Here is a 25,260-nt window from a genome sequence, read left to right as displayed (position 1 = left end):
GATGTCAGTTGTCCTCCCGGCGAGCCGGGAAAGGGGGTTTACTTCAGAAAGAGTTATTGATCCGGCGCGGCAGCGTACGCACCGTTTTTTAATAATTGGGCTGAGGTTTGCGTTTTACGGGCATATACCCATCGAGCGGACAGCGGCGTGGCAATAGCGGCCACAACGGAAAGGGCGGCAATCAATATATAACCGGACGACAGGTTAATATGTTGCATCATTACTCCCATCATTACCGGCCCGACAAACATGCCGCAGGAATAAATGGTCTGGAATAGTCCCATTCGCGTGGATTGTTCATCAGACGAGGTATTCACTACGCTGAGCGACATGAATGCGGCAAAGGCCATACCGAACGAGAACCCCGCCAGCGCCTGCCACAGGTAAATCACATAGATATTGCTGGTAAAGGGAATGCCGAAAGTGGAAATCACCTGTAAAACGATGCCGAGCACGGCGGTTTTTACCAGCCCAAGGCGCTGATAAAACACCGAGCTGCACAGGGCGATGGCCAGCCCGTAAAAAAGAAGGTGAATGTTACCCAGCAGCGCGAGGATCCCCGCCCGGGCGCCAAGCTGCTCGGCATAGACCGGCGTCAGCGTGTCGCGGGTGGCGAAGGGCACCAGAATGACGACGGTCGCCAGGATGCCAATCAGCCAGACGGAACGGTCGGCCAGCTGCTGGCGCGCGCCGGTAATGCAGGCTTTAAGCGTGGGGGCCTGAACCGGGTCGTGCACGTCCTGAATGCGGGTCGTCAGGAATAACGCCACCAGGGCGGAGATGCAGGAGACAAAAAAGGCGATGTTATTGGCGAAATAGTGAATCAGCACCGCGCCAATACAGTTACCGAGAAACACGCCGATGGGCCCTGCCAGCGCCAGCAGCGCGACGGCGGCAGGCGCTTCGTTGCGACCGAAGTAACGCATGAACAGGATGTTGTACAGCACCCAGGTCGCCGCCGTGACACCGTCTGCCGCTTTCGCCAGATACAGCGTAATGGCGTTGGGTTCAAGCCAGGCAATCGGCCAGGCGATAATTGGCAGCAGCAGGCCAATCTGGATGAAGATCCTGCGGCTTTTAACCACGTCGGAAATAATGCCTAACGGGAAGCGTATCAGAAGGGTTGCCAGACCGGACGCGCCCATGATGATGCCCATGATCTGTGGCTCAATGCCCTGGTTGATCATCATGGGGGCCAGGAATGCATCAATGCTATGAATGCAGATAAAGAACAGGATGCTGATGATGAAAAAGAGCCGGGCTTCCCGACGGCGTAACAGTGCTTGAAACATGGTTTTGAACCTCTTAAGAATTAATGGGTTATAACCAGTCAGGGACGACGTTTACCGGTTCAATCCTTTGGGCGACTCCTGTTCTCTCCGGTACCATTGACGGTATGAAAACTCTTTGCATACGTATTCAAGATTTGAAGTTACGAAAAGGTTTCACATTTGTAAAGTGATCTCGATCTTGTTGTGAGAATTTTAATTTTTTGTGTTGCATACGCATGCAAAGGTGGTGTAAGTATAAAAAACACCCACTTGCTGAGGCGTTTGAAGCACGCGCAAATGGGCAGGACGTTGATAAGGAATCAGGGGTAATGAAACGTAAGACTTTTGCAGCAGTCACATCCCAACAGGTCGCTCAGCTGGCGGGGGTATCGCAATCTGCGGTGTCGCGAACGTTCACGCCGGGGGCCAGCATTTCACCGGCAACGCGTGAAAAAGTGCTGAAGGCAGCGCGCGAGCTGGGCTATCGCCCGAATGCGATCGCCCGTTCGCTCAACACGGCTCGTTCGCGCATTATCGGTGTCGTCATTTCTTACTTTGATAACCCCTTTTACTCGCAGGTGCTGGAGGCGCTGGCGCAAAAGCTGGATACGCTGAACTATCACCTGCTGCTGTTCGTTGGCGATCGGGAAGGTAACGTAGACCGTATTTTTGACCAGATTATGCAGTACCGGGTGGATGGCATTGTGCTGGCCTCGGTGACGCTGTCGCTGGAGTTATCCGAGGAGTGCCTTGCCGCCGGGATCCCGGTAGTGCTGTTTAACCGCAGCGAAGAGAGTGGCATGGCCTCCAGCGTCAACAGTAATAACGAAGCGGCCGCGCGGCAGATTGCCGAGTTTCTGCTGGCGGGGGAGCACAAGCGTTTTGCCTACGTGGGCGGCGTGGCCGATTCCCCGGTCAATATCGCCCGCCAGCGCGGGTTCATTTCCACGCTGGAAGAACATGGCATCACCGATGTCCGGGTGGTGCACGGGAATTACGACGCTCAGCAAACCACCCGGGCAGCCTATACCCTGTTTTCGACGTCGCCAGCGCCGGATGCGGTCTTTGTCGCCAACGATCATATGGCCGTCACGGTAATGGATGTGGCGCGCTATGAGTTTGGTTTGCGCATTCCGGAGGAGGTCTCCGTTGTCGGCTATGACGACATCGGCCCTTCCGGCTGGCCCTCTTATGCGTTGACCTCGGCGTCGCAGCCGGTCGGCGCGATGGTGGATGCCACGGTGGAACTGTTAATGAAGCAAATTGACAGCGGAACCATAGAGCCTGAACAGATTACGGTGCCCGGTACGCTGGTGATACGCCACTCGGCGCGTCGCCCACGCAGCGGCGTTATCGAAACCAATGGTTTAACGCTATTCCAGTCTAAGGAGCGCACATGACCAGATTACGGGGCTTCAGCCCTCAATTCGACTCTATCCAGCAGTTCATTTTGACGCTGACGCACGTGGTGTGGGAGCAGAAAGATATCGGCCAGCTGGCGGATTTTTACGCCACGCCGGTGGTTTTCACTACCCCCGAAAAACAGCTGCATGAGCTTTCCCAGTTTATGCGCCTGACGCTTGAGGCGATGCACAGCTTCCCGCAGCGAGCGGTGCTGACGGAGGATATTCTGTGCAGCCAGAACCCGGGGGACGAGTACTATGCGGCGCAGCGTACCGTAGCCCGCATTCAGCACCAGGGGGAGGGATTTTTTGGCCCGCCGACCGGGAAAAATGTCTGGGTCCGCACCTGGGCCGATCGCATCTGTGTTGATGGTGCCGTACGCCAGGAGTGGCTGCTTCAGGATCGTGCCGCGATTGTGGCGCAACTGGGGCTGGATGTCCGCGACTTTGCTTTTAACCTGGCGACCATGCGCCAGCAGCTTGGGCTGGAATCTGTGTCTGCTGAGACGCTTGACGCCCGCTGGGCGGGTGGGCCTGAGGGCGACGACGTTGAAGGGGCGCTGGCCGGGGTCGTTGAGCGCTACTTAACGATGTGGGCGGGCGGTAACAGCGGCGTGGTGCCCGGTCTCTATCACCCGGCGGCGACGCTGTACGCGCCGGGGCACTGCCTCTGCACCGGCGAACAGGAAATTGGCGCACAGCTTTCCGGTTATCGCGCTTCATTTGCCGACAGCGAAACGCAGCTTCATCACCTGATTGTGCGTAAAGATCCTAATGAGCCGATTCGACTTTCATTGCGCTGGTCGTTGTTAACCTGGCATGACGGTTACGGCAAATTTGGTGCGCCGACCCGTAAACCCATATCAATTACCGGTATCAGCCAGCTTGAATTACGTGATGGTTTAATTTTCCGTGAATATCTGGGGATCGATGAATTAGCGATTTGGTCGCAAATATTTAATTAATGGGGCGGCAGCCCCCTTATTCCGGCTGCAAAAAATAACCGTGTTTAATTCACCCTCACTTACGGGTGCGGGTTCTTATTGTCTGAAAACAGAGCAGGAGTTTATATGTCTTCCACCGAAGCAACAAATAAAGCACCAGCCGTACCCGAAAAAAGCAGCGTGAAATCGCTGAAAGAGGAACCTGTATTACAGGTGGAGCGTCGTGATTTTGTCGATCTGGTACCGGAAAAAAGACCGCGCGTGCAATCATTACGCGGCTTTGATGACTGCTATACCGATATTGTCGATTATATCGTTCGCTGCACCCATAAAATATGGGACGAGCGCGATGTCGGCTTAATTTATTCTCACTATACCCATAACTGCGTGCTGTATAACGCGCTGGGGACACTCTATAACCGCGAACAGGTGGTGCAGGATACGCTGCAACGCTTAATTGCCTTCCCGGAACGGCGCGGAATGGCAACTCAGGTTATCTGGAACGGAAATGATGTTGACGGTTTTTATACCTCTCACCTGGTGACGGGAAGCGGGCGGCATACCCAGTACAGCCATTTAGGCAAACCGACGAACCGTACGTTTGTGACGCGTACCGTGGCGGATTGCATGATCCACGAGAATAAAATTTATCGGGAGTGGGTGGTCAGCGACAATATGTCACTGATGAAACAGCTTGGCCTGAATACCGATCAAATCGCATTTAATATGGCAAAGGAGCAGTTCGATAAAGGCTTCCGCGTGATGGACATCGGCGAAAACGGCCGCATGCTGGGGCAATATCCGCCGGAGATGGAGTGCGATGTTTCCATTGCGCACACCGATACGGAGGAGCAGTGCCTGCGCTGGCTGCATGAGATCTACAACCGCCGGATGTTTGGCAAGATCAAAGAAGTGTATGCGCCTAACGTACAGTGGCACGGTCCGCTGATGAAAGAGCTGTACGGCACCGCGGCGGTAACCCATCAGACGCTGGCGCTGGTGGGGATGATCCCTGACGGCGCGTGGCTGCCGCAGCATATTTGTTCCAACCCGTGCGATGAAGGCGGCGTCAAAGTGGCCGTACGCTGGATTATCGAAGGACATCACCTGGGTTACGGCGAACTCGGCAAGCCGTCCGGAGAACGACTGTTCGTGATGGGCATGTCGCACTACCACATCGTCAACGGAAAAATTGTTGATGAGTGGGTGGTTTATGACCATCTGGCGCTGCTGGCGCAGATCAAACTCGGCCAGATGGAGGACGCGTAAATGTTAAATCAGGTGAGCTGGATTAAGCGTCCGCAGGGGCAGGATGCGCAGGCCGATCGTTCCCTGACGGAGAAGGTCAGCGCCATTATCGAGCGCGTGAAAGCCGAGGGCGATACGGCGCTAAGAGCCTTTTCGCAGCAGTTTGATCATGTCGTACCAGCGCAGTTTGAGGTGAGCGAGCAGGAGATTGCCGAAGCACTGGAGGGGATGGATGCCCAGACGCGCCGCGACAGTGAGTTTGCCATTAATCAGGTGCGTCGTTTTGCGCAGGCGCAGCTGGCGACCATGCTGCCGCTGGAGGTAGAGACGCTGCCTGGCGTGCATCTCGGTCACCGGATCATCCCGGTGCAGACGGTGGGCTGCTACGTGCCGGGCGGACGGTATCCGATTCTCTCCGCACCCGTGATGTCGATTGTTCCTGCGACGGTGGCGGGCTGTGAACAGATTATCGCCTGTCTGCCCCCGGGCGCCCATCCGGCGATGATTGCCGTTTGCCATCTGGCGGGCGCGCACCGCATTTTCAAAGTTGGCGGCGCGCAGGCCATTGCGGCTATGGCCTGGGGAACGGAGAGCATCCCGTCGGTGGACAAAATCGTTGGGCCAGGCAACGCCTTCGTTAACGAAGCGAAACGCCAGGTGTTTGGTCGAGTCGGCATTGATGCCCTCGCCGGGCCGAGCGAGATTTTCACTATCGCCGACGACAGCGCCGATCCGCGCATTCTGGCCGCCGATATGCTGGCGCAGGCAGAGCACGATATTCATACCCGCATCGGGCTGGCGACAACCAGCCGGGATATCGCTGAGCGTACCCTGGCTGAGGTTGAGCGTCAGCTTGCGACTCTGCCAACGGCCGCCACGGCGGGCGAGGCGTGGCGTCGGCAGGGTGAGATTGTGCTCTGCGAAGATGAAGCGCAGCTGATTGCGTTTGCTGACCATATGGCGACGGAGCATTTGCAGGTGCATACCCGCGATCCGCACGCGACGGCAGCGAAGATCCGCAACTATGGCTCGCTGTTTATTGGTCAGAACGCCAGCGTGGTGTTCTCCGATAAATGCTGCGGCACCAACCATACGTTACCGACGATGGCGGCGGCACGCTATACCGGCGGTCTGTGGGTAGGGGCATACGTCAAAATCTGTACCCATCAGTGGATTGACGAGCAGGGTATCCCGGCAATCGCAGAACCGGCGATCCGCCAGAGCCGTACCGAGGGGATGCAGGGGCACCGACGGGCGGCGGAAATTCGTCTGCGTCCGCAGGACATTGATGCCATTACTACCGGCATGCGGGACTAAAACGTATCCCGGGCAGCCTTCTGCCCGGTTTTCAGCACGGGGAGCCTGAGACTATGAAGCGCCTGATACCGCCAGACGACTGTCCGGAGGAAATTGCCCGCCGTCTCGACGTCATACAGCAGCACCGGGCGCTCAACGCGATCCTCGGGGTTAACCCTGACGCCATGTCTCAGGCGGAACAGCATCAGCAGCAGCGTCGGCGTGGAGAGCCGATCGGCCCCCTGCACGGCGTGCCGCTGATCGTCAAAGATAATATTGCCTGCGCGCCGATGCCGATCACCCTTGGCTGCCGTGCGCTGGCCTCACTTAACGCGACAGCGGATGCTCGGGTCGTGCAGCGATTGCGCAGAGCGGGGGCGATTATTCTTGCCAGGGCCAATATGTCCGAGTTCGCGTTCGATGTGCGCTCGCGTAGCTCGCTGGGGGGTGATGTGGCGAATCCACTTTGCCCGACACTCACCGCCGGAGGTTCCAGCGGAGGATGCGCCGCGGCGGTGGCGGCTGGAATGGCGGATGGCGCATTGGGTACCGATACCGGCGGCTCTATCCGCATTCCCTGTAGCTATACCGGGCTGGTGGGGCTACGGCCTGCCTTTCGCCGTTCACAGCTGGACGGCGTGGCGCCGCTCTCGCCCAGCAAAGATACCGTTGGGCCAATGGTACATAGCGTTGAGGATGCCGCCTTGCTGCATGCGGTGATCCATGGCCTGCCGCCGGTTGCGCTTCCTGTGCGTTCGCTGAAAGGCGTTCGCTTTGGCGTGGTGACCGCGTTACAGGGAGAGGATGAGGTACAGCTGGAGGTCTGGCAGTCGGCGCTGCACACGTTGCGCCGTGCCGGAGCGACGCTGGTGGAGGTTTCACTCCCCTTCCTTGAAGAGGTGAGGCAGGCCACCTGCCTCAGTCTGTATGAATTTCGCGTGGCGATTGACGACTGGCTTAGCAAACAGCCTGGCGCTCCCTCCGGACTGACAAGCATTGTGGACTCCGGCGCTTTCCTGCCAGAGTTTGCGCCGTTTCTACGTCAGATGCTGGCGAGTAACACGCTGAAAACCCCGCTCTGGCTGGCGGGGCGTCGCTTTCAGCGCCTGTTGCGGCAGAACCTTTGCCAGGTGGCGGAGGTGCAGCGCATCGACGGATTTGTGTATCCCACCGTACAACGATTACCAGAAAGTATGGCGAAGATGCCGCCAGGCTGCGCGCCGGAACTGGCCGCCATCAGCGGCCTGCCTGCCATTACGTTGCCCTGTGGCGTAAGCCGTATCGGGCTGCCGGTAGGGATGGAGATGTTATCGGCGCAGGAGGATGAGACGATGCTGATGACGCTGGCGCTGGCATGTGAGGGGGCGCTGGGCGGGATAAATGAGGTGCTGAGGTTTAAGGCAGGATATCGCCAGAGCGGTACCGTTTGTCAGAACCTCTCTTAAGGCGCCGATGGCCCCTTGCCGCGATACCTTATTGTGATTTCATTTTTCAGTATTGTCAGCGGCGGCGTCATTTCGCCGCGCGCTACCGACTGATACTCAAAGCGAAAGGGGCCCGCGGCCGGGAAACCCGCTGGCAACGGGATTTCGCCCGCCAGTTCCCTGAGCATCAGACAGCGCAGGCTGCTACAGACGCGAATGCGAAAGCCCGGCGGCGTGGGGCCGTCCGGTGTAATCTTCCACAGCAGATGCGTCGGCGTAACCCCTTTCGGAAGGGGGGCGGCGGGCTGAACTGGACGACTTTTCAGTACCTGCTTGCCGCGCGACAGCGTGCCGCCAAAACTATGGCTGCTCCATGAACCGTCCGCAGCAAACGCCGGTGGCGCAAGCAGCAGAACAAGCAAGGCGGCTCTTATCACGATTTACCTCCAATGAGATACGTCATTCTCACGTTGCGCTGAGTGTTTATCTCCTGGCTGGAGAGCACTGCAAGCTGAGGGAAGATGCGACGAAGATAGCGGGACAGCATCAAACGCAGCGCCGGGTTCACCAGCAGAACCGGCGGCGCACCCAGCGCTTCCTGATGCTGCAACGCCTGCTCGGTCTGTTTCATTAAATTCTCGGCAATTCCCGGCTCGATAGCGCTTCCGCTCTGGGTTGCCTGTACCAGCAACTGCTCAAGTGACATATCAAGGCCGATTATTTGGATATCGTCGTCGCCAGGGAACCACTGCTGCGTAATCGCCCGGGAGAGGCGAGCGCGCACGCGGGCCGTCAACTCGTCAGCGTCAGACTGAGGAGTGGCATACTCAGCCAGCGTGTCGATGATGGTCCGCATATCGCGGATCGGCACGCGCTCGGAGAGCAGATTTTGCAGTACTTTGTGCAGCGTGGTCAGGCTGATTACCCCGGGGATCAAATCCTCTATCAGCTTCGGCGACTGTTTGGTGAGCTGGTCAAGCAGCTGCTGCGCCTCCTGGCGACCGAAAAGTTCGTCCGTGTGGGTGCTGATAAGGTGGTTCAGGTGCGTAGCGACGACGGAACATGGATCGACTACGGTATAGCCCAGCGTCTGCGCCAGCTCGCGATGGACTTCATCGATCCATAGAGCGGGAAGTCCAAAGGTTGGTTCTTTACAGGGCGTACCGGGCACTTCTCCCTCAGCACAGCCTGGATCGATCGCCATCCAGCGATCGGGCTGGACCTCGCCTTTACCAATCGTCACCCCTTTTAGCAGAATACGATAGTGAGTCGGCGGCAGGTCGAGATTATCGCGAATATGAACTGCTGGCGGCAGAAAGCCCATCTGCTGCGCGAACTTCTTACGAATACCCCGTACGCGGGTTAACAGCTGGCCCTGCTGTTCATGATCGACCATAGGGATCAGTCGATAGCCAACCTCCAGCCCCAGTACATCTTCCATCTGTACGTCAGACCATGTCGCTTCATTAACCTGCGCCACGTCAGCTTCAGCTCGGGTAGGGGCGGAGGGGGCGGCGCCCGTTTTTTTCGCCTTACCTTCCTGGCCCCGCAGCCACCATGCAATGCCTAAAAGTGAGGAGGTAAAGAGTAAAAAGACCAGATTGGGCATGCCTGGGATTAGCCCCAGCAAACCAATTACGGCCGCAGAGAGGGCAAGCACGCGAGGCGAGGTAAACAGCTGGCCGACCATCTGCTCGCCTACGTCCTGCTCGTTGACCACACGCGTTACAACGACACCTGCCGCGGTGGAGATCACAAGACCAGGGATCTGCGCAACCAGGCCGTCACCGATGGTCAACAGCGTGTAGGCTTCTCCCGCTGCGCTGAGGCTCATATCATGCTGCATTACGCCGATAATCAGGCCACCGATAATGTTTATTGCCATGATCAGCAGGCCTGCGATGGCATCGCCACGCACAAATTTGCTCGCACCGTCCATGGAGCCGTAAAAATCTGCCTCCTGAGTCACCTCTTTTCGACGGCGTTTGGCCTCCTCCTCGCCGATCAGACCGGCGTTCAGGTCGGCATCGATTGCCATTTGTTTACCGGGCATACCGTCAAGGGTAAAGCGAGCGCCCACTTCTGCAATACGCCCGGCCCCCTTGGTGATGACCATAAAGTTTATAATTATCAATATGATAAAAACGACAATGCCGATGGCAAAGTTGCCGCCTACCAGGAAGTGGCCGAACGCTTCGATGACCTGGCCCGCGGCGTCAGCGCCGTTATGGCCGTGCATCAGGATAACGCGCGTTGAGGCGACGTTTAGCGCCAGGCGAAGCAGCGTTGAGAAGAGCAGTACCGTCGGGAAGGCGGAAAACTCCAGCGTATTCTGGGTAAACATGGCGACCAGAAGGATCATGATCGCCAGTACAATATTAAAGGTAAACAGCAAGTCCAACACGAAGGTTGGCAGCGGCAGGATCATCATCGCAAGGATCGTCATGATCAGGACTGGACCGGCCAGTACCTGCCACTGGGTCTCCTTGATGCCGGGCAAACGTAATTTGGTGGCGATATTAGCCATTACTCTTTACTCTCTTGTGCAAAATCGAGCGCCGGGGGAACCGGCAAATCTTTAGGTTCTGTTGGGCGCAAGCCAAAGCCTTTACGCCACCGGCGCAGGCTATATACCCAGGCCAGGACTTCGGCAACAGCGTTATATAATTCACCGGGCACCGGCTGACCCGGCTCGCAGTGCCGGTAAAGCGCACGCGCCAGCGGTGGCGCTTCCAGCATCGGAACCCGATTTTCTTCAGCCATCTCGCGGATGCGCAGGGCAATAAGTCCACTGCCGCTTGCGACGACGATCGGTGCGCCCATGGTGCCTTCCTGGTACTTCAGCGCCACGGAATAGTGGGTCGGGTTGTTGACGACCACATCGGCGGTGGGCACCTCGGCCATCATGCGGCTTTGTGCCATCTGGCGCTGAATCTGCCTGACGCGACCCTTAATGTGCGGGTCACCTTCCTGGTTTTTAAATTCATCCTTTATCTCCTGGCGGCTCATTCTCAGCTTCTTAAAGTTGCTCCAGAGCTGATAAATCACGTCGAAGGCCACCATGGGGATCAGTGACAAAATCACGTACAGCATGCAGCCAATCAGCAGGTTGCTGATGTCGTTTAGCGCGCCGCCCAACGGTTCATACATTAGATTGATGAACCTGCTTTTATTGAGCAGTAAAAACAGTCCTCCCCCCGTGGCGGCCAACAGCACCTTGAGGATGCTTTTGATCATCTCTGATACCATTTGGGCAGAGAAAAGACGCTTGATACCGGTGACGGGATTAAGTTTTTTAAGATTAACCTTTAGCGCCTTACTGCTTGCGTTCAGGCCGCCGATAATCGACGGTGCCGTTATTGCGGTCACGTACAGCCCGCCGGCGAAGGGCAGAATGGCGAGAAAAGCCATGCTCAACAGCGAGGCTGCACGATGTAACATATTCTGCGGGTCGTGGATCAGCAGTCGATCAAAGGTCAGCCCGTTGTGCAGAATAGATTCAAGCTGCGTCGCCAGATGGCTACCTGCGCCGACGATAAGCCCCCAGCCCACCAGAAGCATGGCAAGGGTGGTCAGCTCGCGTGAACGCGGAACCTGACCTTCCTCCCGCGCTTTCTGTTTTCGGTGGGGTGTGGGGTCTTCTGTTTTGTCGCTCTCGCTCTCTTCAGACATAGTGTTGGCCTGGGGTCATCAAAAGCCCAGCGACTCCAGCAGGTCATCCACCTGTTCCTGAGAGGCGACAATCCCGGCGACGCTGGTATCAATCTGCGGGCCGTTCTTGAGATGGGCGTCACCGCTCTGTTCGATACCCGCGTCACGTTCGCGCATGTTTTCAACCAGCACGCTGATCAGCTCGGTTTCGACGGTCTGAATCACCTGCATCAGGCTTTGCAGCACCTGGCCGGTGAGATCCTGGAAGTCTTGCGCCATCATTATTTCGGTGAGCTGCTGGTTGGTTTGCTGAGCGGTGGCCGGCACGTCCAGCAGAAAGGTACGTGTCTCTTTCACCAGTTCTCGCGCCTCGTCAAGCGGCTGTGGCTCTTCAAACCAGGCGTCCCACCGTTCAGTAAGCTTACCGGCATTTTCACCTAATCTTTCCTGGAGCGGTCGTGCCACCTCGACGGCCGTCAGCGCGCGATCGGCGGCCTGAGACGTTTTGCCAACAACGTAGTTGAGACGGTCACGCGTGTTGGGGAACGCGTCCGCGACTTCTTTAATGGCCTGCTCCAGGCCAAGATTTGCCATACTGTCGCGCAGCAGCCGGGTTAATTGACCGATACGCAAAAAGAGATCCTTTGGCGGTTCCGCGATCTCGCCAGGCTGAGTGGTCATAGTATTCACCCGAGTTTTTCAAAAATTTTGCCAAGCTTTTCTTCCAGCGTGGCGGCAGTAAACGGTTTAACGATGTAACCGTTGGCACCCGCCTGCGCGGCGGCGATAATGTTTTCGCGCTTTGCTTCCGCAGTAACCATCAGTACCGGCAGCTTTGACATCGCCGGGTCGAGGCGAATGGTTTTCAGCAGCTCAAGGCCATCAAGGTTGGGCATATTCCAGTCGCTCACAACGAAATCAAACTCACCGGCGCGCAGCTTGTTCAGCGCGTCCTGGCCATCTTCCGCCTCTTCAATATTTGAATAGCCCAGATCCTGAAGCAGGTTACGTACGATACGTCTCATGGTGGCAAAATCGTCCACCACCAAAAAACGCAGGTTTTTATCCGACATGTGTGTTCTCTCCTGAACGTCGTGGTTTATGGCTGAAACTTTCCAGCAGACGCTGGCTAATTTTATTGAGATCGACGATTTCTCGGGCAGCGCCAAGGGCAATCGCTTCGCGAGGCATACCGAACACCACGCAGCTCGCTTCGCTCTGAGCGAGGGTAAACGCGCCCGACTCCCGCAACGCCAGCAACCCACGTGCGCCGTCGGCTCCCATTCCGGTAAGGATGGCGGCGCTGGCATGTGCGCCCACCAGTTGTGCAACGGAGTTAAAGAGAACGTCTACAGACGGGCGATGACGGTTGACGGGGGGCGCGTCGGTCAGCCTGACGGCGTACCCTTTTCCGTGACGGACGATCTCCATATGCTTGTCGCCGGGGGCGATCAATGCCGTACCCGGAAGTACCGGATCGCCGTCATCCGCTTCATGCACCTTTATCTGGCAAAGTGAATCAAGACGCTGGGCGAAGGAGCGGGTAAATCCAGCAGGCATATGCTGGGCGATGACGATGCCGGGGACGCTGGCTGGCAGCGGCGTTAATACCTGGCGCAGCGCCTCCGTCCCGCCGGTCGAGGAGCCAATCGCCACAATGCTTTGCGGATCCACGGTAATGCCCCGCAGTATCGGCCAGGCCACTTCAGCCTGACGTCCCAGTTTTGCCTTCGCGGCAATGCGGATCTTCTCTGCGACCTGCACACCCCACAGTTCCAGATTTCCGGCGATACGCTGATCGGGTTTGGCCAAAAAATCGACGGCGCCGTGTTCCAGCGCGGCCATTGTCGCCTTCGAGCCTCGGGTGGTCATCGAGGAGATCATCACCACCGGCATTGGACGAAGGCGCATCAAACGGGAGAGAAACTCCAGCCCATCCATTTTCGGCATGTCGATATCCAGCGTCAGCACGTCGGGGTTCAACTGCTTAATCATCTCGCGTGCGATCAGCGGGTCTGGCGCGGTGCCGACCATCTCCATATCTGGCTGTTGATTGATCACTGCGCTCAGGATGTTGCGCATGAGCGCAGAATCATCAACTGTCAGCACCCGTATCCGTTTCACCGTAAGGCCTCCGTAAGTTCATACACCGACTGGCCGCGAAGCCTGAGTGGAATGTGCGGATGATTAAAATGTTCAGAGTGACCAACAAACAGCAGGCCGTCTGGCTTCAGCATGCGGGCAAAGCGCTCAAGCAGACGCTTCTGCGTCGGCGCATCGAAATAGATCATCACGTTGCGGCAAAAGATGGCGTCAAACGGTCCGGGCAGCGGCCAGCTGTTGTCCAGCAAATTGAGCCGCTGATAGTGAATAGCGGCCAGCAGTTCTGGCTTTACCTTCACCCGATCGCTGTTCTCACCCGAGCCGCGCAAAAAATAGTGGCGTTTTTGCACCAGGGTCAGCGAGTGTAGGTCGGACATGCGGTATACCCCTGCCTCCGCTTTGGCCAGCACCTCGGTATCGATGTCAGAGGCCCAGACGCGTGGCCCTCCCGTCGCGCTCCCCAGAGTCTCGTCCAGCGTCATGGCGATGGAGCAAGGTTCTTCCCCGGTGGAAGCGGCGGTACACCAGACGCGGTAGCCGTTGGGCCGCTGACGGGCGTGTTCTGCGAGCACCGGGAAGTGGTAGGTTTCGCGAAAGAAAGAGGTCAGATTGGTTGTCAGCGCGTTGACAAAGTTCTGCCATTCCGGATGCTCGCTGTGGGATTCCAGAATGCTGATGTACTCAAGAAATGTGTCAATCCCCAGCGCCCGTAGCCGCCGTGATAAACGATTAAAAATCATCTCTCGTTTTTGTGCGTTGACTACAATCCCGGCGCGGCGATAGATCAGTTGCCCAATACGCTGTAATTCAGAATCGGATAACGTAAGCTTATTTGGCGATAAGCGCACGGGAATGTCTTTAAATTCACTCATAGACAGGGCGAGGCCTTATACCGGGGTATTCATGATTTCCTGGTAGGCACTGAGCATTTTATTGCGCGCTTGCACACCGAAGCTAAAAGAAATTGAGGACTTCTGCATTGCCAGCATTACGTCATTTAATCCAATATCGCTACTGCCAGACATCCACTGCTGCGTCATTTCTTTCGCGTTAACCTGAGTTTCATTAATTTCATTGATACTGTTGAATAAAATGTCAGAGAACGACGGCGTGTTTTTCAGCGCGGCAGGCTGGTTTCGGCTCATGCCGGCTATTTGCTGTGACTGAGTGTTAATTTGATCGAGTACGCCACGCATTAAAGTTGCTGACATTGTTGACTTCCTGAATTAATAAGGGAAAAGCACACATTTATTACATATCTTTTAAACGTTGATAGTTTAACACGTAGGCAAAATGGCCATAAAATCCAATAAGCGAACATTACTTTAAGCTTATTTATCCTTAAAAAATCGGCCTTTCAGACGATAATGCCCGCCTGAAAATTTCTCTTAATTTGAAATCGTCGTTATCAGCCCTGCGATATCACAGGCGCTGACGCGCATTATTGTGCGTGCTATTTCTTACAGGATCACGGCATGAGTGCCACATTAAATGATTTAACGAATAATCCGGCTGACCGAATTAAATCGGCTCTGTCATGGCTTCGCGCCAGCCCGAAGCTATCGCTGGTCATTTGCGCCGCGGCTGCCGTATCGGTATTAATTGCGCTTATGTTCTGGGCAAAAGAGCCAGGCTATCGCGTGTTGTTTAGCAATATCAGTGATGAAGACGGTGGGGCCATTGTTGCCCAGCTGTCGCAGATGAATGTCCCTTACCGCATCGACGCGCCGGGTGGCGCTATTCTGGTTCCTGAAGGGCAGGTCCATGAAGTGCGTATGAAGCTGGCCCAACAGGGGTTGCCAAAAGGCGGCTCCGTAGGGTTTGAACTGCTGGATAAGGAAAAGTTTGGTATTAGCCAGTTTAGCGAACAGGTTAATTATCAGCGGGCGCTTGAGGGAGAGCTGGCGCGTACTATTGAAAACCTGGGGCCGATCAGATCGGCGCGCGTTCATCTTGCCACACCCAAGCAGACGATGTTTGTGCGTGAGCAAAAACAGCCAACGGCTTCCGTTACCGTCAACCTGATTCAGGGGCGTACCCTGGATGAAGGACAGGTCATTGCCATTACCCATCTGATTTCCAGCGCCGTGACGGGGCTGACGGCAGAAAATGTCACTATCGTCGATCAGCGGGGTGAGCTGCTCACCCAAAGTGGTTTGCGCGGCCTGCAAACGTCACAGCTGAAGTACACCAGTGAGATCGAAAGTGATTACCAGCAGCGCATCCAGCGAATCCTGGCGCCGCTGGTGGGCAGCAAAAATATTCGCGCCCAGGTCACGGCGCAGATTGATTTTACCCAGCAGGAGCAGACGCAGGAGCAGTATCAGCCCAACGCCGATCCGCAAAAAATGGTGATTCGAAGCCGCCAGACGAGCCAGTCCGAGCAGGGTAATGGACGCGGCAATGGCGGCGTACCGGGCGCGCTGACGAATCAGCCGCCAGCGCCTGCCACTGCGCCACTTACGCAGCCGCTTAACAAGCCTGCCGCTCAAACCAGTACCGCTGGTACCGGAAATGACCGTTCACAGCCCTACAACAATCACAACGATGAGACCACCAATTTTGAGGTCGATCGCACGCTAACCCACATTAAAAATGCCATGGGGCGCATCGATCGTCTTTCAGTCGCGGTGGTGATAAACCATCTGCCGCAAGGCGCTGAGGGCAAGCCGGGTCCGCTGAGTGAGGCTGAACTGAACCGTATTAATGCTCTGGTTAAGGAGGCTGTCGGCTATACGGCCTCACGCGGCGATAGCGTCAATATTTTGAACTCGCCGTTTAACGGGGTTGAGGAAGAGGAACTCCCGCCATTCTGGAAACAGGATAAGTTTTATCAGTTGATGATGGCGATTGCGCGTTATCTGGTTATTGCGATTATCGCCTGGGTTATGTGGCGTAAGCTTGTTCATCCGGCCTGGATCCGCCATCAGGAAACCAGCCTGCGCCGCATGGAAATGGAAAAAGAGGCGCGTCAGGAAGAGCTGGCCGCCCGCAAGAAAGCGTCCGAAAAGGATGCGCGTGACCGCGCTCAGCAGCGTGTGGATACGGAACTTAACAGTCAGCAGCTGCGCGAACTGGCGGAACAAGAGCCGCGGGTTATTGCGCTGGTTATTCGTCAGTGGATGAATCAGGAGCTCAAATCATGAATGCCGCAGAGAAAAGCGCCATCGTTATGTTGACGCTGGGCGACGTCCTGGCCGCCGAAGTCTTTAAGCACCTAAACGCGCATGAGGTGAAGACCATCAGCAGTTCTATGGTCAACATGGCGGGGTTTACCCACGATCAAATGGCCTCCGTGCTGCGCGACTTTAAAAATGACTCAAGCGAGTATGCCGCGCTGAGCCTTAACACGAACGAGTATCTGCGCAGCGTGCTGGTCAAGGCGCTGGGTGAAGAGCGTGCGTCAACGCTGCTTGAGGATTTGCTGGATACCCACCAGGGTGGAAACGGGATCGAAACGCTCAACTTTATGGATCCGCTGGCGGTATTCGATCTGATTCGTGAAGAACACCCGCAAATTATCGCCACGATCCTGGTCCACTTAAAGCGTAACCAGGCGGCGGACGTCCTGAGCAAATTCGACGATCGTGAACGTAACGACATTATGCTGCGTATCGCCACCTTCGGCGGGGTTCAGCCCGCCGCGTTGCAGGAACTGACGGAGGTACTCAACGGCCTGCTCCACGGTCAGAATCTTAAGCGCAGCAAAATGGGTGGGGTGCGCCCGGCTGCGGAGATTTTAAACCTGATGAAATCCCAGCAGGAAGAGGCCGCCATTGAGGCGGTTCGCGATTTCGACAGTGAGCTGGCACAGAAAATTATCGACGAAATGTTCTTGTTCGAAAACCTGGTGGATGTCGAGGATCGCAGCATTCAGCGTCTGTTGCAGGAGGTGGAAAGTGAAACCCTTATCATCGCCCTCAAAGGAGCAGACGAAGCGCTGCGGGCCAAGTTCTTCCGTAACATGTCGCGCCGTCAGTCGGATCTGATGACCGAAGATCTGGCATCGCGCGGCCCGGTTCGTTTGTCACAGGTGGAAGCCGAGCAGAAGACTATTCTGAACATCGTTCGTCGCCTTGCGGAGACAGGGGAAATCATCATTGGAGGCAGCGACGATGCCTACGTTTGATGCCAATAGCGCCGCTCAGTGGCGCAGCTGGCAGCCTGAGGATCTGTTAAACGAAACGGTTGAAGTACCGTTGCAGACGCAGGATACCGGCCATTCTGACGCGCAGTTTAAGGCCGAGCTGGCACGCCTGCGTAAGCAGGCTGAGCAGCAGGGTATTGCTCAGGGATTGGCGCAAGGCAAAGAGGAAGGCCGTCGCGAAGGCTATGAGGCCGGGCTGAAGGAGGGGCGTGAGGCGGGTCTGGCGCAGGGGCTGGAACAGGCTCGTGACGAACGGCAGGCTTTACTGCTCCAGGCTGGAGAATGGGTGACGCAGTGCAAGCTTGCGCTTTCGAATCTCGATAGCCTTATTCCCGGACGTCTGGTTCAGCTGGCGCTGACGGCGGTACAGCAGCTGTACGGCACCCTGAGCGTGGCGGATAACCATGCTCTGCTTGCGCAGATCCGCCAGTTAATGAAGCAGGATACCCTGCTCAACGGCCCGACAGAACTGCATGTGAACCCGCAGGATCTGCCCATGGTCTCCCAGGCGATCGGTGAGACGCTCTCCTCAATGGGGTGGTCCTTACAAAGCGATCCCCAATTGGCCGCAGGGGGATGTCGTGTGGTCACGCCGGACGTGGAGTATGACGCCACCATGGAAACGCGCTGGCAGTCTCTCTGTCAGCTCGCCCGAGAGGAATTGTCCCAATGAGCCAGCAGTTAAAAAACTGGCTCTCGGTCATGGATCGGGTGGAAGAGAAGCTCGGAGAGCTCCCGCGCTTTCGTCAGTACGGCAAGCTGACGCGTGCTACCGGGCTGGTGATGGAGGCCGTTGGCCTGAAGCTGCCGATAGGCGCGTTGTGCATTGTTGAACGTCAGACCGGGCAGGCTATTTTACCGGTCGAGTGTGAGGTGGTCGGGTTTAACGGTCAGACGCTCTATCTTATGCCGCTTGAACATGTTGACGGTATTCTTCCCGGCGCGCGCGTGTACGCGCCAGAGGCCGATAAGGGAGCGGGTAAACAGCTGCCGGTGGGGTTACACCTGCTGGGGCGCGTGCTTGACGCTCAGGGCCGCCCCCTGGATGGTCGTCCACCGGCGGGAAAACCCGTAGCCGGCCTGTTTACCCCCTCGTTTAACCCGCTTCACCGCGATCCCATCAAGTCCGTGCTCGATGTGGGCGTGAGGGCAATAAATGGCCTGCTGACGGTTGGCAGGGGACAGCGTATGGGCCTTTTTGCCGGCTCGGGCGTCGGTAAGTCGGTGCTGCTCGGCATGATGGCCCGTTTCACCACCGCCGACGTCATCGTCGTCGGGCTGATTGGCGAGCGCGGACGTGAAGTAAAAGATTTTATCGAGAACATTCTTGGCGAAGAGGGGCTCTCACGCGCGGTCGTGATCGCCGCACCTGCTGACGTCTCACCGATCCTGCGTATGCAGGGTGCGGTTTACGCCACCCGAATTGCTGAGGATTACCGCGATCGTGGGATGAATGTCCTGCTGATAATGGACTCTCTTACGCGCTATGCCATGGCGCAGCGTGAAGTGGCGCTGGCTATCGGTGAACCGCCGGCAACGAAAGGTTATCCACCGTCCGTCTTCGCGCGTCTGCCCGCACTGGTAGAGCGTGCGGGTAACGGTATGCGCGGCGGCGGATCGATAACCGCCTTTTATACGGTTCTGACCGAAGGGGACGATCAGCAGGATCCGATCGCCGATTCGGCGCGCGCGATCCTCGATGGCCATATCGTGCTTTCTCGTCGCCTGGCTGAGGCGGGCCATTATCCTGCTATTGATATTGAAGCCTCTATTAGCCGCGCGATGACGGAGCTAATTCCGCATGTCCAGTACCGCAAGGTTCAGCGTTTTAAGCAGCTGTTGTCGACCTATCAGCGTAACCGGGATCTGGTCAGCGTAGGCGCTTACGTGAAGGGCAGCGATCCGCTGCTCGACAGAGCGATAGACCAGTATCCTGCGCTGGAAGCCTTTCTGCATCAGGCAATACACGAGCGGAGCGGTTACGACGAGGCTATTGCCGCACTGAGCCAACTTTTCCCAGACATCGTTGAACAGGCGGGATAAAACGTGAAAGTGAATAATCCAATGGTCATGCTGCGTGACATGGCTCAGGAAAAGCTTACGGAGACCACTCGCGCCCTCGGCAGCGTCCGGCAGACGCTTATGGCAGCTGTGGCCCAGCATGAACAGCTTCAGCACTATGAGCGCGAGTACCAGCAATCTTTGCGTCAGGGCCTGCTGGGCAGCGGTATGTCGATGGCGGATCTGGTTAATCAACAGTCTTTCATTTTGTCACTTAACCAGGTGGTGAAGCAGCACGAATCACATGTTTCCACCTGCGAACAAGCCGTGGATCGGGTCAAAGAGAAGTGGCTACAGAAAAAGCAGCGCCTTAATGCGTTTGAGACGCTCATCGATCGCCGCGAAGCGGCACTGGCTATGGCACAGAGCCGCCAGGAGCAAAAAATGATGGACGAATTCGCCCAGCGTGCCGGACAGAAAAGAGAAAGGCTATGAATATTGATATTACGGCTCTGCTGTCCGGCGGAGCGCCGACGAGAGCAGGCAAAGGAAAACTCATCGGCGAGGATTTTGCTCTCACGCTCGACGACAGGTTGGCGCAGATGGGACTGTTGTTACCTGGGCTGGACGTTCCGGCGCAGCTGTTGAGTCATGAAGGATACCCTCTTCCGCAGCCGGTTTTGCCGCCGGTAGCTGAGCCGGGGGAGAGTGACGACACGCTGGCGGAGGTCAGAATCAGCGCCTCTCCCGGTGATGAAAGCCCGCAGTGGCAGCTTCAGCAAATAGTCACCCGCCAGGCGAGGGGCGCTACAGAGGCTTCGACCCTTGCTGATGCGACTCTGCCACGTGAAGAGGTAGCTGGCGAAAAGGCGCCTTTAACGATCCCTGTTGACGATATTAAGCTGAAGCCCGCCCGACGCGAAGATACCCCTCTCCAGATGCAGGCACAGGCGTTAGGGGGGAAAGCCCCGGACGCCAGCGCCGTGATGCCAGGCTTAACGGCTCATCAGGGAGACGCATCGCAGCACGCTACGTGCGATCCCACGGTTCAGAGCGTCGTGATGGAGCCATCAACGGCGCGACTGGTCAGTCAGCCTGTCTCACAGCAGGTGGTCAACGTCCGTTATCCGCTGGAGTCGCCCGAATGGAAACAGTCGGTGAGCCAACATATTGCCCTGTTCAGCCGCGACAATTTGCACAATGCGGAGATCCGCCTGCATCCTCAGGAGCTGGGCTCATTGCATATCTCTTTGCGCGTGCAGCAGGACCAGGCGCAGATCCATATCGTCAGCGAACATGCCCAGGTGCGGCAGATGATGGAGACTGCTCTACCGCACCTGCGGGCGGCTTTAGCGGAAACCGGGCTTCAGTTGGGCCAGGCGAGCGTGAGCCCCGATCGACCACATACTGGCGGTGGCGAGCAGGGACGTCATCCTTCCGGAGAGCAGCATACCGCTCAAGGCGCAGATAACGTGTTCGTGGATGAAGACACTGTGGCGGAATTATTAACATCGACGCAAGGAAATATATACGGCATTAACACTTTTGCCTGAATTGCTGAATTGCCGACAGGAATGAAATTTTATCTCCTGATTATTCTGCTGATTAAATGGACTACAATGTCCGCCGTATTTATCGAGGGGCAGGTTGCTGCCTCTCTTATTTTATTGGGTTTACGTAATGGGTAACAAAAATAAAAATGCTGCGGCTCGCGGAGGGTCGCGCTCGCTTCTGTTAATACTAATGTTTCTGATTGCCCTCGCAGCCTGCGGTTTTTCAGGCTATCTGTTCTGGTCGATGAAATATGCACACGTGCAGACGGACAACAATTCGAGAAGTGAGCACGAAGCCCCGGCGGTACAGCAAGTTGAACCGTTATACGTGTCGATGAATACCTTTACCGTTAGCCTGACCCCGACACAGCACGAGTCGGATCGCGTGCTCTACATTGGTCTGTCCGTACGACTTGGCGATACGTCGTCCGTACAGGTGCTTGAGAAATTCCTGCCGGAATATCGCAGCCGATTGTTTATGCTGCTTTCTCAGCAAACGTATGAAACGCTCTCAACGGATGAAGGTAAACGCCAGCTGATTAGCAACATCAATAATGAGCTTAAAAAACCGCTGGCGTTCAACAAAAAGATTAACGTCACTGACGTTTTGATTAATGAATTTATTCTGCGGTAAACACAATGGCTGATAGTTTTTTATCACAGGATGAGATCGATCGCCTGCTCAATGCTGATACGGAGAGTCCCGATGACCTCCATGGAAGCATGGGAGATGCGGGGATAAAACCTTACGATCCAAATACTCAGCGACGCGTGATTCGCGAGCGGCTTCATTCTCTGGAAATTATTAACGAACGCTTTGCCCGTCAGTTCAGGATGGGGCTATTTAACCTGCTGCGCCGCAGTTCAGATATTACGGCGGGAAATATCAAGATCCAGCCGTATCATGAGTTTGCCCGCAATTTACCGGTGCCAACTAACCTGAACCTGCTGCACCTTAATCCCCTGCGAGGGACCGCGCTGATGGCATTCTCCTCCGGTCTGGTATTTATGGCCGTGGATAACCTGTTCGGCGGAGACGGGCGTTTCCCGACGAAGGCAGACGGGCGGGAATTTACCCCGACCGAGCAGCGGGTGATCCACCGTATGCTGACAATGGCACGCGAGGCGTATGAGTTTGCCTGGGGCTCTATTTATAAAATTAAGACGGAATACATCCGTTCAGAGATACAGGTGAAATTTACCAATATTACCTCTTCACCAAACGATGTTGTTGTCACCACGCCTTTCTCCGTGGAAATCGGCTCGCATCGCGGGGAGTTCAATATTTGTATTCCCTTCAGCACGATAGAGCCTCTGCGTGAACTGTTAAGCAATCCGCCAATGGATAATTCGCGCCATGAGGATTCTGAGTGGCGCAGCATGCTGGCAAGCCAGATGCGTGAAACCGAGCTGGAGCTGGTGGCGCAATTTGCCGACATCAACACGCGGTTGTCAAACGTCATGAAGATGAAAAAAGGCGACATTATCCCACTGGATAAGCAGGAGTTTATAGAAGCGAACGTCGGCAGCGTGCCGGTATTTACCGCGAAATATGGCTCTGTAAATAATCAATATGCTCTGAAGGTCGATCGGATGAATCAGCCAGCATTAAAATCTTTCAATAAGGAGTGATTTCCCCATGAGCGACATGAATAACTCGTCGGGATCTGAAGATAAGTCTATGGACAATCTTTGGGGTGAGGCGCTGAACGAGCAGAACGCTGCGGGAAGTACAGAGCAAACGGCGGTTCCTCAGTTTTCTGAAGAGATGAACCTGATTCTGGATATCCCTGTCAAAATGACCGTTGAGCTGGGCCGCACAAAAATGACTATCAAGGAGCTGCTGCGCTTAAGCCAGGGCTCGGTGGTTTCGCTTGACGGTCTGGCGGGTGAGCCGCTTGATATTCTGATCAATGGTTACCTTATTGCCCAGGGCGAAGTGGTGGTTGTGTCCGATAAATTCGGGATTCGTATTACCGATATCATTACCCCATCCGAGCGAATGCATCGCCTGAGCCGCTAATGAACGCAGTACAACCTCCTTTTGCCGCAGGGAGCACGAACGTGCTCTCTGGCGGGGCAATCGCGCTATCGGTTATCGGTACGCTCATGCTCATTATTATGCTGATGGTACTGCTGGCGTGGATCGCTCGCCGCAGCGGGTTGGCGCGTTGCACCCGCGAAAGCCAGGCTGCGGTATCGCTGGTGGCAAGTAAACCTCTCGGCTCGCGCGAACGGCTGGTGGTGGTTGACGTGGGCGAACAGCGTCTGGTGCTGGGTGTTACCCCAACCCACATTAGCTGTCTTACCGTACAGGTTAGGCCAGAGGTGCCTGAGCAGGCGACTCCTTCAGCGGCTTTCCCCGCCATGCTGGATAACTTTCTTCATAAATACCGTTCGGGTGGTGAGCAAAAATGAACCGTCTGTTGATTGCCCGTGCTGCGACGGGCGTTGGTCTGCTGCTGCCCGTCGCCTCTGCGCTCGCCGCTAACGGCGACATTACGCTGGCCAGTTCGCCGGGGAGCGCTGGCTGGACGCTACCCATCCAGACGCTATTGTTGCTCAGTGGATTCACGTTCATCCCTGCGGTACTGCTGATGATGACTGGCTTTACGCGTATCGTTATCGTGCTGGGATTGATGCGCAACGCGCTTGGTACGCCGACCGCACCGCCAAATCAGGTATTAGTGGGACTGGCCCTGTTTTTGACCTTTTTTGTGATGTCGCCAGTGCTCAACCAGATCTATGAACAGGCATGGCAGCCGTTGCAGGCCAATAAAATCACCATGGAAACGGCCCTGAAGGAAGGCGTAAAACCGCTGCGGGCCTTTATGCTTGAGCAGACGCGTGAAGCCGATCTGGCGATGTTTGCCCGCATTGCTAAAACGCCGACCCTTACCGGCCCGGAGGACGTGCCGTTGAGTATTCTGGTGCCTTCCTTCGTCACCAGCGAGCTGAAAACCGCCTTCCAGATTGGTTTTACCATCTTTATTCCGTTTTTGATTATTGATTTGGTGGTGGCCAGCATTCTGATGGCGCTGGGGATGATGATGGTTCCGCCAGCGACAATTGCGCTGCCTTTTAAGCTGATGCTGTTCGTACTCGTGGATGGCTGGCAGCTGCTGGTCGGTTCGCTTGCACAAAGCTTTTACTCATAGGAGCCTGATATGACCCCCGAAAGCGTCATGGTATTGGGCATGGAAGCTATCAAGGTTGGGCTAATGATTGCGGGGCCGCTTTTGCTGGTCGCGCTGGCAACCGGTCTGATTATCAGTATTCTTCAGGCCGCGACGCAGGTGAACGAAATGACCATGACCTTTATCCCTAAAATCCTGATGATCGTGGGTGTCGGCGTACTGCTCGGTCCGTGGATGATGAAAATCTTTATTGAATACACGCGCATGTTGTTCGCCAGCATTCCTTACGCCATCGGCTAATGATTTTTAATCTTCCCCTTGAGCAGCTTTACGCCCTGATAAGCCATTACTTTTTGGTCATGGTGCGTATCTCGGCGCTTCTGCATGTTGCGCCAGTATTTAGCGAAAAAGCGATAAGCGCCCGCCTGCGTGCGGCATTGGCCTTAACCCTCGCGCTGCTGCTGGGCGGGCTGGTTTCTGAAGCGGATATAGGACTTTACTCCTGGGCGGGCGTCTGGACGATGGCTAAGCAGGTGCTCATCGGCGCCGCGATGGGGCTGACGATGCAACTGCTGTTTGCCGCCGTTCGCCTGGCGGGCGAGATCATTGGAATGCAGATGGGACTCTCGTTTGCCACCTTCTTCGACCCGGGCAGCGGTAACAGCCCGGTGATCGCTCGCCTGCTAAACATGCTGGCGATGCTGCTCTTTCTGGTGTGTAACGGCCATCTGTGGTTGCTTTCGCTGCTTGCAGAGACATTCGAGGCTCTCCCCATTAACTCAGAACCGCTGCATGCTGGCGGGATGTTTTACCTCGTTAATCATGCCGGACTCATCTTCAGTCAGGGACTGATCCTGGGCCTCCCGGTGATAGCCCTGCTGCTGAGCATAAACATGGTGCTTGCGCTGCTAAACCGACTTACCCCGCAGCTCTCGATCTTTGTAGTAGGGTTCCCGCTCACGCTGACCTTTGGCATGCTGGCACTGTTGCTCATCGACGAAACGCTGGCTCCATTTTTTGAACGTCTTATGAGCCACGGCTTCGAGATCCTGAGCGGGTTACTACAAGCGCTGGTTTGAGGG

Annotated in this window: 27 protein-coding genes; 18 read left to right on the top strand and 9 right to left on the bottom strand. The window is 56.1% G+C overall.

The window, feature by feature from the left end:
• Positions 1 to 53: 53 nt before the first annotated feature.
• On the bottom strand, positions 54 to 1,292 hold the full coding sequence (locus tag ACQG1Y_RS17905) for an MFS transporter (RefSeq protein WP_023295299.1): 1,239 nt from the start codon (positions 1,290 to 1,292) through the stop codon (positions 54 to 56).
• A 308-nt stretch (positions 1,293 to 1,600) separates the two neighbouring features.
• Between ACQG1Y_RS17905 and ACQG1Y_RS17900 the strand changes: the two genes are divergently transcribed.
• From ACQG1Y_RS17900 to ACQG1Y_RS17880, 5 genes are all read left to right on the top strand, one after another.
• On the top strand, positions 1,601 to 2,671 hold the full coding sequence (locus tag ACQG1Y_RS17900) for a LacI family DNA-binding transcriptional regulator (RefSeq protein WP_003862277.1): 1,071 nt from the start codon (positions 1,601 to 1,603) through the stop codon (positions 2,669 to 2,671).
• Positions 2,668 to 3,639, top strand: coding sequence for a nuclear transport factor 2 family protein (locus tag ACQG1Y_RS17895; protein ID WP_015571630.1), 972 nt, complete (start codon positions 2,668 to 2,670; stop codon positions 3,637 to 3,639). Before ACQG1Y_RS17900 ends, ACQG1Y_RS17895 begins: the two co-directional genes overlap by 4 nt.
• A gap of 105 nt (positions 3,640 to 3,744) precedes the next feature.
• Positions 3,745 to 4,887: an ester cyclase gene (locus ACQG1Y_RS17890; RefSeq protein WP_063134903.1), complete on the top strand. Its 1,143-nt coding sequence runs from the start codon at positions 3,745 to 3,747 to the stop codon at positions 4,885 to 4,887.
• Positions 4,888 to 6,183 (top strand): histidinol dehydrogenase, encoded by a 1,296-nt coding sequence (gene hisD, locus ACQG1Y_RS17885; RefSeq protein ID WP_368740750.1) that lies wholly within the window; start codon positions 4,888 to 4,890, stop codon positions 6,181 to 6,183.
• 53 nt (positions 6,184 to 6,236) lie between these two features.
• Positions 6,237 to 7,607 (top strand): amidase, encoded by a 1,371-nt coding sequence (locus ACQG1Y_RS17880; protein WP_015571627.1) that lies wholly within the window; start codon positions 6,237 to 6,239, stop codon positions 7,605 to 7,607.
• Here the strand turns inward: ACQG1Y_RS17880 and ACQG1Y_RS17875 are convergent.
• Genes ACQG1Y_RS17875 through fliE form a run of 8 tightly spaced genes read right to left on the bottom strand, consistent with a single transcriptional unit; the run spans position 7,604 to position 14,551 of the window.
• Positions 7,604 to 8,023, bottom strand: coding sequence for a flagellar protein FlhE (locus tag ACQG1Y_RS17875; RefSeq protein WP_370533558.1), 420 nt, complete (start codon positions 8,021 to 8,023; stop codon positions 7,604 to 7,606). The two genes, ACQG1Y_RS17880 and ACQG1Y_RS17875, sit on opposite strands and share 4 nt — an antisense overlap.
• Positions 8,020 to 10,113: a flagellar biosynthesis protein FlhA gene (gene flhA / locus ACQG1Y_RS17870; RefSeq protein ID WP_032654696.1), complete on the bottom strand. Its 2,094-nt coding sequence runs from the start codon at positions 10,111 to 10,113 to the stop codon at positions 8,020 to 8,022. The genes ACQG1Y_RS17875 and flhA overlap by 4 nt, the downstream gene beginning before the upstream one ends.
• Complete coding sequence (flhB, locus tag ACQG1Y_RS17865; protein ID WP_063134906.1) at positions 10,113 to 11,258, bottom strand: flagellar biosynthesis protein FlhB; 1,146 nt, start codon at positions 11,256 to 11,258, stop codon at positions 10,113 to 10,115. Before flhB ends, flhA begins: the two co-directional genes overlap by 1 nt.
• Positions 11,259 to 11,276: 18 nt before the next feature.
• Entirely contained in the window at positions 11,277 to 11,918 is a 642-nt protein-coding gene (gene cheZ / locus ACQG1Y_RS17860; protein WP_015571624.1) for a protein phosphatase CheZ, read from the bottom strand.
• A 5-nt stretch (positions 11,919 to 11,923) separates the two neighbouring features.
• Complete coding sequence (gene cheY, locus ACQG1Y_RS17855; protein ID WP_015571623.1) at positions 11,924 to 12,310, bottom strand: chemotaxis response regulator CheY; 387 nt, start codon at positions 12,308 to 12,310, stop codon at positions 11,924 to 11,926.
• Positions 12,300 to 13,361 (bottom strand): chemotaxis response regulator protein-glutamate methylesterase, encoded by a 1,062-nt coding sequence (locus ACQG1Y_RS17850; RefSeq protein WP_368740749.1) that lies wholly within the window; start codon positions 13,359 to 13,361, stop codon positions 12,300 to 12,302. Before ACQG1Y_RS17850 ends, cheY begins: the two co-directional genes overlap by 11 nt.
• The gene (locus tag ACQG1Y_RS17845) at positions 13,358 to 14,212 is read right to left on the bottom strand and encodes a CheR family methyltransferase (protein ID WP_015571622.1); all 855 of its coding nucleotides are present in this window, start codon (positions 14,210 to 14,212) and stop codon (positions 13,358 to 13,360) included. The genes ACQG1Y_RS17850 and ACQG1Y_RS17845 overlap by 4 nt, the downstream gene beginning before the upstream one ends.
• A gap of 15 nt (positions 14,213 to 14,227) precedes the next feature.
• Positions 14,228 to 14,551 carry a flagellar hook-basal body complex protein FliE gene (fliE, locus tag ACQG1Y_RS17840; protein ID WP_020480519.1) on the bottom strand — a complete coding sequence of 108 codons (324 nt, stop codon included), beginning with the start codon at positions 14,549 to 14,551 and terminating at the stop codon, positions 14,228 to 14,230.
• Between the two features lie 264 nt (positions 14,552 to 14,815).
• Here fliE and fliF point away from each other — a divergent pair, with 264 nt between their 5' ends.
• From fliF to fliR, 13 genes are all read left to right on the top strand, one after another.
• Positions 14,816 to 16,486 carry a flagellar basal-body MS-ring/collar protein FliF gene (fliF, locus tag ACQG1Y_RS17835; RefSeq protein ID WP_032669355.1) on the top strand — a complete coding sequence of 557 codons (1,671 nt, stop codon included), beginning with the start codon at positions 14,816 to 14,818 and terminating at the stop codon, positions 16,484 to 16,486.
• Entirely contained in the window at positions 16,483 to 17,469 is a 987-nt protein-coding gene (gene fliG / locus ACQG1Y_RS17830) for a flagellar motor switch protein FliG (RefSeq protein ID WP_015571619.1), read from the top strand. Before fliF ends, fliG begins: the two co-directional genes overlap by 4 nt.
• Positions 17,456 to 18,160: a flagellar assembly protein FliH gene (locus ACQG1Y_RS17825; protein ID WP_017692817.1), complete on the top strand. Its 705-nt coding sequence runs from the start codon at positions 17,456 to 17,458 to the stop codon at positions 18,158 to 18,160. Before fliG ends, ACQG1Y_RS17825 begins: the two co-directional genes overlap by 14 nt.
• Entirely contained in the window at positions 18,157 to 19,530 is a 1,374-nt protein-coding gene (gene fliI / locus ACQG1Y_RS17820; protein ID WP_017692818.1) for a flagellar protein export ATPase FliI, read from the top strand. Before ACQG1Y_RS17825 ends, fliI begins: the two co-directional genes overlap by 4 nt.
• Before the next feature lie 21 nt (positions 19,531 to 19,551).
• Complete coding sequence (fliJ, locus tag ACQG1Y_RS17815) at positions 19,552 to 19,983, top strand: flagellar export protein FliJ (protein ID WP_144428054.1); 432 nt, start codon at positions 19,552 to 19,554, stop codon at positions 19,981 to 19,983.
• Positions 19,980 to 21,041, top strand: coding sequence for a flagellar hook-length control protein FliK (locus tag ACQG1Y_RS17810; RefSeq protein WP_032649231.1), 1,062 nt, complete (start codon positions 19,980 to 19,982; stop codon positions 21,039 to 21,041). The genes fliJ and ACQG1Y_RS17810 overlap by 4 nt, the downstream gene beginning before the upstream one ends.
• 127 nt (positions 21,042 to 21,168) lie before the next feature.
• Complete coding sequence (fliL, locus tag ACQG1Y_RS17805; protein WP_032669358.1) at positions 21,169 to 21,675, top strand: flagellar basal body-associated protein FliL; 507 nt, start codon at positions 21,169 to 21,171, stop codon at positions 21,673 to 21,675.
• A gap of 5 nt (positions 21,676 to 21,680) precedes the next feature.
• Positions 21,681 to 22,673, top strand: coding sequence for a flagellar motor switch protein FliM (gene fliM / locus ACQG1Y_RS17800; RefSeq protein ID WP_015571613.1), 993 nt, complete (start codon positions 21,681 to 21,683; stop codon positions 22,671 to 22,673).
• 7 nt (positions 22,674 to 22,680) lie between these two features.
• Positions 22,681 to 23,064, top strand: coding sequence for a flagellar motor switch protein FliN (gene fliN / locus ACQG1Y_RS17795; protein WP_015571612.1), 384 nt, complete (start codon positions 22,681 to 22,683; stop codon positions 23,062 to 23,064).
• Entirely contained in the window at positions 23,064 to 23,459 is a 396-nt protein-coding gene (fliO, locus tag ACQG1Y_RS17790; RefSeq protein WP_015571611.1) for a flagellar biosynthetic protein FliO, read from the top strand. The genes fliN and fliO overlap by 1 nt, the downstream gene beginning before the upstream one ends.
• Positions 23,456 to 24,199, top strand: coding sequence for a flagellar type III secretion system pore protein FliP (gene fliP, locus ACQG1Y_RS17785; RefSeq protein ID WP_015571610.1), 744 nt, complete (start codon positions 23,456 to 23,458; stop codon positions 24,197 to 24,199). The genes fliO and fliP overlap by 4 nt, the downstream gene beginning before the upstream one ends.
• 9 nt (positions 24,200 to 24,208) lie before the next feature.
• On the top strand, positions 24,209 to 24,478 hold the full coding sequence (gene fliQ / locus ACQG1Y_RS17780; protein WP_017692822.1) for a flagellar biosynthesis protein FliQ: 270 nt from the start codon (positions 24,209 to 24,211) through the stop codon (positions 24,476 to 24,478).
• The gene (gene fliR, locus ACQG1Y_RS17775) at positions 24,478 to 25,257 is read left to right on the top strand and encodes a flagellar biosynthetic protein FliR (RefSeq protein WP_368740748.1); all 780 of its coding nucleotides are present in this window, start codon (positions 24,478 to 24,480) and stop codon (positions 25,255 to 25,257) included. Before fliQ ends, fliR begins: the two co-directional genes overlap by 1 nt.
• Positions 25,258 to 25,260 lie beyond the last annotated feature (3 nt).

This window comes from Enterobacter cloacae complex sp. 397G4, from assembly GCF_050031515.1.
Lineage (GTDB): Bacteria > Pseudomonadota > Gammaproteobacteria > Enterobacterales > Enterobacteriaceae > Enterobacter > Enterobacter hormaechei_C.
The sequence above is the reverse complement of the archived record's forward strand: the minus strand, read 5'-3'. Positions and strand labels throughout refer to the sequence as shown.